Source organism: Lentimicrobiaceae bacterium (genome assembly GCA_028697555.1).
In the GTDB taxonomy this organism is placed as follows: Bacteria; Bacteroidota; Bacteroidia; order Bacteroidales; family UBA4417; genus UBA4417.
The window spans coordinates 1-13,477 of sequence record JAQVEX010000060.1; the positions used below are offsets into that span (position 1 = coordinate 1).

A 13,477-nucleotide genomic window follows, 5' to 3' on the forward strand; every position below is an offset into this window, starting at 1 on the left:
TGGTTCACGATTCGTACACACAAGACCCGGGTATTCACCTTATGCTTGCTAAAATGGCTCCGCCATATTATCCAATTGCTCTAGGTGTTATCAGATCGGCTGTGGCTCCAACATACGACGATCTTATGTGTGAGCAGATTGAAAAACAAAAAGAAGTATCTAAAATTAAATGTGTTGACGATTTGCTTAATAGTGGCGACACTTGGGAAGTGTAACGATTTTTAAAGTTACATAACCTATAAGAAATCCGAACAAAAAGAAATGCAAAAAAGACTGAATTTTCGAAAAAATTGGTTGATTATTGCAATCTTTTTGTCCGGATTTTGTTTTTCTGCGCTCCAGGTAGCTCTGTTTCGCTTGCTAAGTTTTTCAACAGGAACTACAGTTATGGCAAGTACTATCGTGCTTTCGGGATTTATGATAGGGCAGGGCTCAGGGGCGGCAATAATAGGGAGAATTAAAGCCAACATCAGAAAAACAACACGTTTGTTGGTTGTAATTTTTATCCTACTTGCGATTATTGCAACTTCGTACAGTTTTATGCTCAACCCTGGTTTGGCAACCATACTCGCTCAAAAATCGGTGATTAGTTACTTATTTATTGCGGCTATAGTTGTAGTTCCATCAACGCTTATAGGAGTGGTTTTTCCCGCTATTTCTTTTTTGTACATAAACACCGATTTAATAGCTTCTAAACTAGGTAAAATGTATTCGGCTGACACTATAGGTGCCGCCATCGGAGGTATTGCAACAGGTGTTCTTTTGTTGGCAAAAGCAGGTCAGAAAGGTGCTTTTTACATTATTGCAATAATGTTGCTTTTTATAGCAACTTTGTTTGCAATTTTTTCTTTCAAAATCCAAAATGAAGGAAAATTATCAGAAAAACAGTCGGTTAAGATTGATAGAAGTAAGATGTACTTGTTGGTGCTGTCGTTCGTTTTCGGATTTGTAGTTCTTGCCTTGGAAGTCTTATGGTTAAAGTTTTTTAGGGTGTATTTTACCAATACCGCCTATTCATTTTCTCTTGTAACATCAATGGCTATTTTAGGGATTTTTGTCGGTAGTTCCTTTTTCGAAAAACATTCATCTGCAAGAAATAATATAATAAGCAGTAAACTATTATCAAACACGTTTTTTGTTTTCTTAGTAGTTGTAATTTTAAGTATAATATTTATCTACAACATACCCGAATGGCTGTTGTTTCCGTTAGAACGCCATGTTGAGACTAACTGGGTACGTGTGTTTTTAATTCCTTTTTTGTCGTCGCTTTTTGTAATTGTTCCAGTTTCAGCTGTTTCCGGTTTTGCTTTTCCGCTCATTACTTCATTATATCACAGCGAAAATAAAAATGTGAATAACAGCGTTGGAGCAGTTTTGTTCGCAAACTATTTGGGTAGTGCCTTAGCACCTATTGTGGCTATTTTTGTGTTACTCAAGTTTTTTAATTTGGTAAATGCTTCAATTCTACTGATGTTTGTTGTTGCTCTTGTCGGAATTTATTTATCGGCAAAAAACAGCAAAAAATTCAAATATATTTACATCTCAGTTTCTTTGATACTGCTTATAATATTGGTTGCAAACCCTACTATCAGAGTATTACCGCCTTCATTCAATAAGCTGAACAGAAAAGTGTTGGCGTATGGCGAAACTCCTGAAGGAATATATGTTGTAGGCAAAGATACAAAAGGCAGTCAGTCGGTTTTATCTACCTATGTTAATAATAGTGCGGTAATAGGGTCAAGTTACGATGCTATTAAAGCTGTCAAGATGGTTGGGCACTTGCCTTTCTTTGTGTCGGAAAACGAAATTGAAAATGTGTTGGTAATAGGCTTCGGTATAGGAGTTACAACGGCAGCTATTGCCGAACACAGTGAAGTAAAGCAAATACAGTGCGTTGACCTAATCTCCGACCTTAGTAAAGTTGCACATTTTTACGAACCTTTAAATCGTAATGTTGTTAGGGATAAAAGACTTGAAATTATTAGCGGAGACGGACGCCGATTTTTGCAGGCAACTAAAAATAAATACGACCTAATTTCTTGCGACCCAACCCACCCAATATTAGGTTCGGGCAATTTATACACCCGCGAGTATTATCAACAGTGCTTTATGCACCTGACCGAAAAAGGTATTTATTCGCAGTACTTGCCGTTGCATAAAATTACCAATGAAGATTTGCTTGGAATTATTAAGACTTTTTATTCTGTTTTCGATAATGCAAGCGTTTGGATTGCACATAATCACGCAATATTGCTAGGAAATAAAGACAGTGGCAAAATCGATTTCAAAAAATGGACAAATAATATCTCCAAACTAAAACCCGATATTTATTTTTACGATAATCCTTACCATTTGGCTGCATGTGTGTTTCTCGAAAGCGAAAAAATAAATGCTCTTACTGCAAATTCTGAAATAAATACCGATAACAAAACCTACACCGAGTTTTTTAAACTTTCGTCGTTAAATTCCGACAACTTGTATAAAAACATTTCCTCACTTAATAACAATAGGGTGTCGGTGTTCGATGTGTTTTCCAATATTGACGATACGGTTACTATGAACAGTTTTGAGTTAGGTAACCTTTATCTCACAAAAGGTGTAATTGAAATGTGCAAGAACAATCCTCAAGGATACAAAGAAAACTTGTACAAAGCCAACTACTTGAATCCTCAAAACGAAGAGATACCGTTTTTAATCAAATACTATTTTAATTAAATAAAGAATTTCTGATAAATTGTTACTTTTGTGCAGAATAAATAAATAATAATGATAGAAAAAGAAAAAGTTATAAATGCACTCAAAACCGTACTCGACCCAGATTTCAACAAAGATATCGTTAGCATGGGTATGGTTGATAATTTAGAAATAAAGGATAATACTGTATCCTTCGATTTTGTACTAACCACAATAGCTTGTCCCTTTAAAGACAAGATGAAAGAGCAAGCCATACAAGCTATAAAACAAAGCGTAGGCGAAAATGTTGAGGTAAATGTGAAATTAACTTCACAAAAGGAAAAACAAAGAGACAGAAAAATGTTGCCCGGCGTAAAAAATATAATAGCTGTTGTTTCGGGTAAGGGAGGCGTTGGTAAATCTACGGTTGCGGCTAATTTGGCTGTATCAATAGCAAAATTGGGAGCTTCTGTAGGATTATTAGATGCCGATATTTACGGACCTTCAGTGCCTATTATGTTTGGATTGCAAGATGTTCAGCCCGAGGCTTATATGGAAGGCGAAAAAACCGTTATAGTACCTGTAGAAAAATATGGAATTAAAACACTTTCTATAGGATTTTTCGTCGACCCTGATCAAGCACTTGCTTGGCGAGGACCTTTAGCCGGAAATTATCTTACACAACTTATCTCCGACGGCGATTGGGGCGAATTGGATTATTTAGTTATAGACATGCCTCCCGGAACCGGCGATATACATTTAACGATAGTTCAGAATATACCCGTTACCGGAGTTGTTATTGTTACTACGCCACAAGAAGTTGCTCTTGTCGATGTGCGTAAGGCTCACACGTTTTTCACTACCGAAAGTATTAACGTTCCAATTGTTGGTATTGTTGAAAATATGTCGTGGTTCACTCCTGCCGAATTGCCAAACAATAAATATTACATATTCGGAAATCAGGGTGGTAAAAAGTATGCCGAAGAACATGGTATATTCTTGCTCGGACAAATACCATTGGTACAAAGTATTACCCAATCGGGAGATGTAGGCAAGCCTGCAGCTCTTGATGCTACATCTATTGAAGGTGCAGCGTTCAGCGAAATGTCGAAAAATGTAGTCCGACAGGTAGCAAAAAGAAATATTAGTATGAAACCAACACAAGTTGTTAAAACCAACGATTAAATATATTATAGTATGAAAGAAATTGAAGAAAAAGTAAAAAACATAATAGAACAAATACGTCCATTCTTACAAGCAGACGGAGGCGATATTAATTTTGTGAACCTCACCGACGACCTTGTAGTTAATGTTCAACTTGTAGGAGCTTGCGGTTCCTGTCCTTTTAGCCAAATGACACTTAAAAATGGAGTAGAAGAGGCTATAAAAAGAGAAATACCGGAGATTAAATCGGTTGAAAACGTAAAATTTTAAATATTAATATCATGGCAAGAGGAGTTAATAAAGTTATTTTGGTAGGGAATTTAGGTAAAGACCCTGAAATTCAGAATTTTGAAAACAGCAAAAAAGCAAGTTTTTCGTTAGCAACAACCGAAACATTTCGTGGCAGAGATGGTAACGATGTTCAGCATACCGAGTGGCACAATATTGTTACATGGGGAGGCTTATCCGACGTTGTTGAGCAGTATCTTAAAAAGGGTAATCAACTGTACGTAGAGGGGCGTATCAGAACTCGCTCATACGAAAGCAAAGACGGAGTTAAAAGAAACATTACGGAAATTATTGCCGACAATCTTATAATGCTTTAAAATTTCTATAAGATTTTGTTTGTAACAGTAGTTATTTCTGCAAGCGAAATAGCTTATTGTCCTTTGCAACATAAATCCACAAAAGTCGCTTTGTAAACAACATTTTTGTTGTTAATGTGTTATTAATAATATGAAGAAAGTTGTCAAACCGTTTTTTTTAGCAAGTGTTTTAACAGCTTTATTGGTGCTGTTGTTTTCTTGCAATAACAATTATGTTCCAAAACCCATTGGCTTTTTACGAATAGAATTTCCCGACAAGCAATATCAAAGATTTGATACCACTTTTCCGTATTCGTTCGATTATCCGATATATGCTGTAGTTTCTCCCAACGATTACTCGGCAGACGAAAAATATTGGATAAATGTTGATTTTCCTGAGTATAAAGGGAAACTCCATATCAGCTACAAAACTTTCAACAACATCGAAACTCTTAAAAACTTAACGGAAGATGCAAGAGTTTTAGCAATGAAACACATTCCTAAAGCTACAGGCATACAGTATATAGAAGTCAATAATGCACAAAAAAATGTTTATGGCTTGATATATAAAATTGGCGGTGCCGATGTAGCTTCAACTTACCAATTTTACCTCACCGACAGCATCAAAAATTATCTTCGCGGAGCTTTGTATTTCAGTGTAATCCCTAATAACGATTCCTTAAGTCCTGTAATTAACTTTATTGAAGAAGATATAAATGAACTTATCAACACTTTTGAGTGGAGATATTGAGTTTTACGGAAATATCTTTAACTAACACTATAAATGAAAAGTCCCGACTACCATTGGCAATCGGGACTTTTATTCATCTTACTCTTAGCTTCTAGTGATCCGCCTGAAACTTTGAACCTTGTTTACATTTTATTTATTTTTAAGTATTTAACTTTGTCGCAAATGCTTACCTATAAACAAAGTAAACTATTTGTTTACATAGTGTAAACCTATTGTTTACCTGTTTAAATTTTTTGTTTACATTATTTTGTTTATTTATATATCATCAACTTTTAATATGTTTACGTCATCATTAGATGGGTTGTAAAATGTTATTACATCTTTGTTTGTATCATTTATTTTGTTGTTTTTATCTTTTAATTTTATCAACACACTATAATGATTATTAACAACATTAGCCAGTTTATTGTATTTTTCTAAAAGATTAGTATATTGTTTTTTTATTTTTAAATAGCCGGCAGCGATAATTACTGCAGAAATACTAACTATTAGTGTAGCAAACGCAAGCAGTATTCCCATAATCCACATAAATGTTTCCATATTTATTTTTATTTTGATTGTATTAATTTTATAAAATCTTTACCCATTACCATTTTAACTATTTTATTTTCATGCTCTTTATCTATTTCAAAAGCTAAAAATATTTTGTTACCTGCTTTTCTTTGTTTCGTTTCCTCTTCCGTCTCAAAAAATATTCTTATATCAACGTCCAAAACTTCAGCAATTTTGGCTAATGTATCAAGGGTAGTAGAATTATTCCTTATAAGTTGATAAAGTCCGGGTTCACTCACACCTGACTCGAAAGCTAATTTTCTCATTGTAATTTTTTTCTCTTTAGCTATTTCTCTGATTTTGTTTAGGTTAACCATATTTTAACAATTTTTAACAATGAAATTGTATCGAAAATATGCATTTATCTATACAATTTGTTTATGTTTGCAAATAATTAAACAATATTCTTTCTACAAATATAAACAATAACAATAAAAAAGAAAGACTAAACAAAAAATTTAGTTAAAAATAATAACAGATGATAATAGTAAACGACAAAAAAGAATTAAAGGAGTTGGTAAAAGAGGTTGTACAGGAAGTAGCCGACAATTCGGTATTAAAAGCCGAACATCGCAAGTTATACCGAAAAGTTGATGCCGCTAAAAAAATGAATATCAGTTTATCCTACCTGTATAAATTAATTAACGCAGGAGCAATCCCAACTACTAACAATCTAATAAGTGGCGAAGTGATAGACTGGTACACAGGTATCAGCAAAACAACAGAGGCAGAGAAAAAACAAATAGCGGAGTTTTTACAACAATTTAAAAAGTAACTTCATGGATATATCAATAATTGAAAGCAAAGTAACTCGGAATTTACCTATACCCTCTAAAAATTTTGTAAGTCTCGAATATGTGGTTAACAAATTTGATATTGATAAATCTTTCAGATGTGAAATTTTAGTTGCTGACCGTTCAGACATGTTAAAACAAGAGATTGTAAAAGCAATATGTAGAATGAAAAATAACGGTTTTGAGTTTAAACTTGAAACATTTGGCGACGATACAATTGATGAAAATATTAACTCAAAAATTAAAGTAATAGGAATTTATATTGATGAAAACGAAATAACCGAATAACCGGCTCTGCAGGAGTGCAACCGGTAGATGCGACGGTGCTCAACATGCCCACGAGAGGGCAACATAAAACTTGCCCTCTTATTTTTTAAAACATGCCCCGGTACATGTTAGCACAAGAGCAGAGAAAAAACTCAGAAACAACTAAATAAAAAATGTAAAGATGAAAACATATGTATTAATTATAAGTAGTGTTTATCCAAAAACTCATTTCAGGGCTGGAGAAAGTACACATTTTAGTGAGTTAATTAAAATAGGTCAAATATGTAATAAATGTATACATAGTAAATTAATAAGAGTTAAAACAACATATGATATAGATTGTAAAATTGAACAATGTGAACATTGCTGGGTTAGTCCTAAAATACATACCATACGAGCTAATTTTCCATTATGGGCAAAAAGATTTGAACAAATAGAAAATGGTACCGCTTGTTTGTCCTTAAGAGTTTGGTTAGGTAAACCGTATAGAAGTAAACAACAAGAGATATTTAAATTAACTAAAGTTGATGGTATTGGTTTACAGAAATTGAATTTTTTTAATGACCACGTTTGTATTATAGATGATAAGGTTGTTTCATTCAATAGAGAAATATTTAGTTCTTCTGGAGAATATATTGCCCTTAACGATGGACTTTATAAGGATGAATTTGTCGATTGGTTTAAACATTATGACAAAACGAATGATTTTGCATTGATACATTTTACAAAATTCAGATATTAAAAATGAAAATAATTTTAGGAATAATTATAACAGCAATTTTTTTTGTAGGCATTGCAATTCTACTTGCTAATTATTTAGACAGTAACAGGTAAATAAATGAAAACATTAATAATCATATTTGTAATATCAGTATTTGTGGGGTATATACTATCATCTTTATCAAATAAAAATTAATTATTTATGCAATCAATCAGGCGTCAAATAAAAAGAGGTAATGCTGTAATAGCATTAAACAATGTTACTCATAATTTTGAGATTATACAAAAAAGAGGTACAGATGTAGAGAGTTGGAAATTTGCATTAAAACACAGAGATAAAAAAGCCGAAAAAGATTACATAGATAAAGTAACCATGCCATTAAGTCAAAAAGATATAATTAATGGCAAAACCTATATTTCTTTTAATGATTTTTTAAAAAGAAAAAAAGCAATAAAAAAAATAGCCAAAGCACCTAATTATTCAAATACTACTAATGAGAGCAAAGTCAGCAATAAAAAGAAAACAAAACAAATTTCATTTAAAAATATCATAAGTAAAGTAATAAAACAAATAAAAACAATAATAAAAAAGTTATGGAAGTATTAAAAAGGCAACAACCGGATGGCAGTAATAAACAATATTATTGTCAGTTTAAAGGCAAAGAATTAACAATCGATGTTACGGAATTTAGTATAAAGCATCGAAATTTTGTGTTAAATTCAGTTCTAATTTTTAAAGCAAAGTTATTATACAACGATTGGTTCTCACATGTACGAGCTTGTATAAATTACCCAAACTATAAGTTAAGGGTAAATTTGTCCGAAAACAAATTAATTAAAATTAAAAACGAAACTTTAACAATGCTCGATAAGTTAAACCCGAACGACTTGTTAGAGTTTAACTGCATTATTGTAACCGAAAAAATTGTTCCCTTAATGCTCGCTGCAGTTTTTACCGATTCTAAATTAGAAAAAGATTTAAAAAACTTTATAAAATCTGTTGAAAAAATGCAGGAATTTCAGACGGTGGGCGGTTAAGTTATACCGCCCCTACGTTTTTCTTAATATAGAAAACAACGTGTACAGCAATAAGGCATTTAACAGATTTTCATTTTTAATTAAAAAAAACAACAAAAACTTTATAAAAACTAAATAAAAAGTGACTCATGGTAGTTTATTTTCGGGCATAGGCGGTTTTGATATAGCAAGCGAAGTTGTGGGTTGGCATAATGTATTTAATTGCGAAATTGATGATTTTTGTCGTAGAATATTAAAATATTATTTCCCGGACGTAATACAGCATAAAGATATAACAAAAACAAATTTTAAACAATATGCAAACAAAATCGACATCATTACAGGGGGCTTTCCCTGTCAGCCTTTTTCACGAGCTGGAAAAAGAAAGGGAACTGCCGATGAACGCAATTTGTGGAGCGAAATGTATCGAGTTGTTTGCGAAGTTGAACCGAAATGGGTTGTGGCAGAAAATGTTTTCGGTTTTCTTGATATTGAAAACGGAATGGTATTCGAACAAATGTGTATTGATTTGGAAACTTCGGGCTACGAAGTACAATTGTATAATATACCAGCTGCGGGTATTAATGCCGACCATATCCGAAATAGAATTTGGGTTGTGGCGTACAATAAAGATAAAAGACAAAAACAAAAACGCAATAATTCAAAAAACATTTTTACCAACACCAATGGCTTCGGATTGGAAGCATGGGACAAAGAATGTAAAATGGACGGGAACTCAATTTGTAAAAGAAAAAAAAACACACAATTTCGGGGGCAATTTAAACGATTTGATAGCAAGTGGTTTTATACCAATGAGCGAGAAAGAGCCAAAAGAAAGCAATTTGTTGAATCACCGGTTTATTGCCGAGATGATGAATTATCCACTCGATTGGACGGAATTACCCTTTCTAAATTGCGGGAAAAAAGCATAAAAGCGTACGGCAATGCAATTTATGTACCTATTGCGGTTAATATTTTTAAGGCAATTATACAATTTGAAAACAAACAATAAAAATTATTATAAAATGGACATCGAAAATTACATTAAACAAGAGATTGAAAATGCAAAAGTAAGCGTAGCTATTGATTGGCTTACTGTGTACTATACATTTGACATTTTAAAGTTGCAAGCATTAGTAAAAGATGATGAACTTACAACGTCTTTAACTGATGATTTGTATATTTTAAAAACAGAGGTCGGTACACAGCACTTTGAAAAGCGGACTAAAGTATATTTTAAAAACAACGAAGTTGCAACATTAATGTATCAAAGTCGTAGCGAACTTATTTACAAAAGCAATATTGCAAAAGTTGATTATAAAAATTCAATTTTATATTCATTAGAATTTTTAGACGTTCATAACGAGCTTTTAAAATTCGGTTTTAAGTTTAGCAGTTTTGGCAGAGTTGACATCGCAGTTGACGGTTGCAACTATTTGGTTAAGTTTTTAAATATGTACGTTAAGGAAAATGCAAAAATGACCGAAAGTTTGACAGGTTATCGCATGATAAATAGCAATTATAAACGTAATGTATTAAACGCAGGTATTTATAATCCTAAAATTAAACGGCATGAGCATTTTCGCATCGGCTCTAATTTATCAAAAAAGTATTTGACTATTTATAATAAAAGTTACGAAATTACGGGCTACAAAACGAAATGTAACAAATAATAAATTAAAAAAAGCCTGAAAACGCCTGATTTCACAAGCGATACAGCGATTTTGGCACAAAACGCAAAATAAAACGAAATGTTTAATTCTCTTTAATTTAGCTTTCATTTCTGACGTTTTTGGAGCCATTTTTCTACATTATTATTTAATACCGATTATATCCTACTTATATTTTTACAACGCAAGAACAACCACACAAAGCGGCATTTTACCGCTTTTTTATTCCTAGCAAAAACGCCATAAATGTAAAAACAACAGAAAAACAAAAAAACGGTTAGGATGGACGTTTGGATGGACATTTGGGTGGACATTTTGCGACAAAAAAACATCGATTGAGATACCCATAAGGAGTAAAAAAGCCGAAAAATGAGCATAAAAAGCAAGATAACTACCCCCATACTTCCATAATTTCAGCAATAAAACAGTATCAAATAAGTCGCAAGTACTTATGTATCAGCAAATTAAATAAAAACGAGTGAAAATACTGTTTGGGTGAGGTTTATTTCTGCTTATTAGCAAGCTCGTTAATTTTATTGATTAACACGTTTTGCTGGTCGATTAACTTTGTTATTAATACATCTTTCTTATCTATTTGGTCTTTCAGCATGTCAATAATTTTATCGTAATTATGGGCACCATAAGGCTCATTGCGTTCGTTTATATCACCGGCAGTTAAATTATTATTATTGTTGTTGTTACCAACTATAGATTGATTAAATGAATCTTTGTCCAAAATCCCGTCAATTAAATAAGAATAAGAGACGCTAAAAATTCTAACAATTTTTGATAACATTTCTATCGTTGGGAGTTGTCTTCCGGCTTCAATATGCCCCAAACTGGCTCTTTTTATGCCGATTATTTCAGAAAAATCTTCCTGAGATAAATTATTTTTGTTGCGTAACTCCTTTATTCTTAAACCGATAGACATGAGGTGTAAAAATTTTTTAAAAATATTTGATATAAATTGTATCAATGATAGAAATTATATCTATATTTGCAATGATTTTTAATATTAAAAATCGGGTGTAAAGATATAAAATTATTATAAAAATGAAAAAAACGGAAATTTTTGTAAAACACGGAGAGAAAAAGAGGCTTATGAAGCTACTCAACACAACATATCCGACGGTAGCAACAGCTTTAAGCGACAAGTATCACACGAAATTACACGAAAAGATAAGAAAAGCTGCACTCAACAATGGCGGTGTAGAAAGTAGATAATATTAATGACTAATGGCTGAATTATTTAATAATATTATGTGTATAAGAGCTAAAGAACTCACTCAAGGCAGTGAGCCTATAATAAGTAAACACGCTTGTATAAAATATATACAACGTAATGACCACGTTCGTGTGCGTAAAGGTGGAGGTTCTGGTAATACTGTTTTATTAAAGTGGGATTCACTCCGTCCTGATTTAAAAGAAAAATATATACAGAAATACGGAAACCCACGTGATAACACTGCAGCAAAATTTTTTAAACAATATCTGAAAAAAGATGATGCAGCTCTCGATTTCTACAGCGGATATCTTACAAACGATGATAAACGCCTGCCGGACGCAAAAATTGAGGAGTACTGCAGAAATGCTGAGGTGCTAAACGCACTACACGTAATTATACAAGACAGAACCATCATGGCTAAGGCATTAGGCGGAAAAATTACCGCACCTTTTGCCAAATTCGCCGACATAATTAACAATGATATTGCCGATTATGGGCACAACTTGCCTAAAAACCCGAGTCGACTAAAAATCAAATATAACGAATATATAAAAGAGGGCTACATCTCGTTAGTACACAAAGGTTTCGCAAATAAAAATCCTGAAAAAATTAACGATGATGCGAAGCTATGGCTACTCGCACAATGGGCGAACCAGGTGCAAAAAATTACCTCGCTCAAACATTTGCTTACCTTATATAATAAGGAGGCAAAAATTAGAAATTGGAAAGAGGTTGAGGAGCAAACTCTACGTAACTTCTTGTTTTCGGAAGAAATAAAACCGCTTTGGTGGGGACATCGCTACGGCGAACTCAAATTCAAAGAGAAATTTATATATCAGCATTCAACTAAAATGCCGACAATGCGTGACTCATTGTGGTATGGCGACGGCACAAAACTGAATTACTACTATTTGGAAGATGGCAAAATGAAAACCACTAACGTGTATGAAGTAATGGATGTTTACAGCGAGATGTTATTAGGTTATTGCATAGCTGACTCGGAAGACTACAGGTCGCAATTCACTGCTTTTAGAATGGCAGTGCAGACAAGCGGTCAACGTCCTTATCAAATATCGTTCGACAACCAGGGCGGTCACAAAAAACTCGTAACCGGACAGTTTATAAGTAAAATATCTGACTTAGCAATCAGCACACAGCCATACAACGCTAAGAGTAAAACAATAGAGAACGCATTTGGAAGGCTGCAGTCGGAGTATTTAAAGCAAGACTGGTTCTTTACAGGTCAAAACATACAGTCTAAAAAGGAGGAAAGCAAGGCAAATATGGAATTTATACTTGCTAACAAAAACAATCTTCCGAGCTTAGGTGAGGTAAGACAAATATACAAACAGAGACGTGACGAATGGAACAACGCTCCACATCCGGCTACCGGAATACCACGCAAAGAAATGTACAGAAGTAGCGAAAACCCAGCCACTACACCGGTGCAAATCTGGGACATGATAAATATCTTTTGGGTATTGCGTACGGAGCCTGTTACCGTGTCTGCATACGGAATCAACTTCAAGGAGAATGGGGTGCAAATGCAGTATATGGTTTATAAAAACGACAGTCCGGATATAAATTGGCTACGTGACAACATCGACAAAAAGGTTTGGATTAAAACGGATCCGGAAGACAGTTCGCTAATCGCCTTATATGACAAGGATAGCAAAGGCGAACTACGCTTCTTAACCTACGCACAACCTAAAACGATAATACATCGTAACAAACAGGAGCAGGAAGACTGGGAAGCTGCATTTATTAAGCAGATTGAGGGCGAAAGTAAACGGATTAGAGTTGAAACCCGCGATGCTATGGACGACATATTAGAACAACACGGAATGCTACCTGAGCAGCACGGATTAAACAGCCCGTTAATAGCAGGAGTTGAGAAAGCTAAAAAAACAGCTAAAAGGAGAAAGGTAGCAACAACTATCGGTGGCTATCAGAAAGCCGAGAGCTTGGTAACCGAAACCGACGAATTTAACCTATACGACATAATGTAACATTAATCTTTAATCTTAATTAATATGAACACAATTAACACACAAAAGAAA

At 33.6% G+C, this 13,477-nt stretch carries 18 protein-coding genes; 15 read left to right on the forward strand and 3 right to left on the reverse strand.

Going from position 1 to position 13,477, the window contains the following annotated elements:
- From PHP31_08900 to gldD, 6 genes are all read left to right on the forward strand, one after another.
- A partial coding sequence (locus tag PHP31_08900; GenBank protein ID MDD3739394.1) for a 2-oxoacid:ferredoxin oxidoreductase subunit beta occupies positions 1 to 215 on the forward strand: 215 nt, incomplete at its 5' end.
- A 172-nt stretch (positions 216 to 387) separates the two neighbouring features.
- Complete coding sequence (locus PHP31_08905; GenBank protein MDD3739395.1) at positions 388 to 2,715, forward strand: hypothetical protein; 2,328 nt, start codon at positions 388 to 390, stop codon at positions 2,713 to 2,715.
- A 48-nt stretch (positions 2,716 to 2,763) separates the two neighbouring features.
- The gene (locus PHP31_08910; protein ID MDD3739396.1) at positions 2,764 to 3,858 is read left to right on the forward strand and encodes an Mrp/NBP35 family ATP-binding protein; all 1,095 of its coding nucleotides are present in this window, start codon (positions 2,764 to 2,766) and stop codon (positions 3,856 to 3,858) included.
- 12 nt (positions 3,859 to 3,870) lie between these two features.
- Positions 3,871 to 4,107, forward strand: a complete 237-nt coding sequence (locus PHP31_08915) for a NifU family protein (protein ID MDD3739397.1) — start codon at positions 3,871 to 3,873, stop codon at positions 4,105 to 4,107.
- A gap of 11 nt (positions 4,108 to 4,118) precedes the next feature.
- Entirely contained in the window at positions 4,119 to 4,442 is a 324-nt protein-coding gene (ssb, locus tag PHP31_08920) for a single-stranded DNA-binding protein (GenBank protein MDD3739398.1), read from the forward strand.
- A 130-nt stretch (positions 4,443 to 4,572) separates the two neighbouring features.
- On the forward strand, positions 4,573 to 5,172 hold the full coding sequence (gene gldD, locus PHP31_08925) for a gliding motility lipoprotein GldD (GenBank protein ID MDD3739399.1): 600 nt from the start codon (positions 4,573 to 4,575) through the stop codon (positions 5,170 to 5,172).
- 255 nt (positions 5,173 to 5,427) lie between these two features.
- Here gldD and PHP31_08930 read toward each other — a convergent pair whose 3' ends face one another.
- Positions 5,428 to 5,712 carry a hypothetical protein gene (locus PHP31_08930; GenBank protein MDD3739400.1) on the reverse strand — a complete coding sequence of 95 codons (285 nt, stop codon included), beginning with the start codon at positions 5,710 to 5,712 and terminating at the stop codon, positions 5,428 to 5,430.
- Between the two features lie 8 nt (positions 5,713 to 5,720).
- The gene (locus PHP31_08935) at positions 5,721 to 6,041 is read right to left on the reverse strand and encodes a helix-turn-helix transcriptional regulator (protein MDD3739401.1); all 321 of its coding nucleotides are present in this window, start codon (positions 6,039 to 6,041) and stop codon (positions 5,721 to 5,723) included.
- A gap of 161 nt (positions 6,042 to 6,202) precedes the next feature.
- Between PHP31_08935 and PHP31_08940 the strand changes: the two genes are divergently transcribed.
- From PHP31_08940 to PHP31_08970, 7 genes are all read left to right on the forward strand, one after another.
- Positions 6,203 to 6,499 (forward strand): hypothetical protein, encoded by a 297-nt coding sequence (locus PHP31_08940; protein ID MDD3739402.1) that lies wholly within the window; start codon positions 6,203 to 6,205, stop codon positions 6,497 to 6,499.
- Between the two features lie 4 nt (positions 6,500 to 6,503).
- Positions 6,504 to 6,806 (forward strand): hypothetical protein, encoded by a 303-nt coding sequence (locus PHP31_08945; protein MDD3739403.1) that lies wholly within the window; start codon positions 6,504 to 6,506, stop codon positions 6,804 to 6,806.
- Positions 6,807 to 6,966: 160 nt separating this feature from the next.
- The gene (locus PHP31_08950; GenBank protein ID MDD3739404.1) at positions 6,967 to 7,527 is read left to right on the forward strand and encodes a hypothetical protein; all 561 of its coding nucleotides are present in this window, start codon (positions 6,967 to 6,969) and stop codon (positions 7,525 to 7,527) included.
- Between the two features lie 180 nt (positions 7,528 to 7,707).
- On the forward strand, positions 7,708 to 8,112 hold the full coding sequence (locus PHP31_08955) for a hypothetical protein (GenBank protein MDD3739405.1): 405 nt from the start codon (positions 7,708 to 7,710) through the stop codon (positions 8,110 to 8,112).
- Between the two features lie 254 nt (positions 8,113 to 8,366).
- Positions 8,367 to 8,543 (forward strand): hypothetical protein, encoded by a 177-nt coding sequence (locus tag PHP31_08960; protein ID MDD3739406.1) that lies wholly within the window; start codon positions 8,367 to 8,369, stop codon positions 8,541 to 8,543.
- Positions 8,544 to 8,664: 121 nt separating this feature from the next.
- Positions 8,665 to 9,534: a DNA (cytosine-5-)-methyltransferase gene (gene dcm, locus PHP31_08965; GenBank protein MDD3739407.1), complete on the forward strand. Its 870-nt coding sequence runs from the start codon at positions 8,665 to 8,667 to the stop codon at positions 9,532 to 9,534.
- A 13-nt stretch (positions 9,535 to 9,547) separates the two neighbouring features.
- Positions 9,548 to 10,195 (forward strand): hypothetical protein, encoded by a 648-nt coding sequence (locus tag PHP31_08970; protein MDD3739408.1) that lies wholly within the window; start codon positions 9,548 to 9,550, stop codon positions 10,193 to 10,195.
- Between the two features lie 499 nt (positions 10,196 to 10,694).
- On the opposite strand, the gene PHP31_08975 is transcribed toward PHP31_08970, so the two are convergent.
- Complete coding sequence (locus PHP31_08975; GenBank protein MDD3739409.1) at positions 10,695 to 11,123, reverse strand: helix-turn-helix transcriptional regulator; 429 nt, start codon at positions 11,121 to 11,123, stop codon at positions 10,695 to 10,697.
- Positions 11,124 to 11,245: 122 nt separating this feature from the next.
- On the opposite strand from PHP31_08975, the gene PHP31_08980 reads away from it, so the two are divergent.
- Positions 11,246 to 11,416, forward strand: a complete 171-nt coding sequence (locus PHP31_08980) for a hypothetical protein (protein ID MDD3739410.1) — start codon at positions 11,246 to 11,248, stop codon at positions 11,414 to 11,416.
- A gap of 12 nt (positions 11,417 to 11,428) precedes the next feature.
- Positions 11,429 to 13,426 (forward strand): kinase, encoded by a 1,998-nt coding sequence (locus PHP31_08985; protein MDD3739411.1) that lies wholly within the window; start codon positions 11,429 to 11,431, stop codon positions 13,424 to 13,426.
- Positions 13,427 to 13,477: the final 51 nt, after the last annotated feature.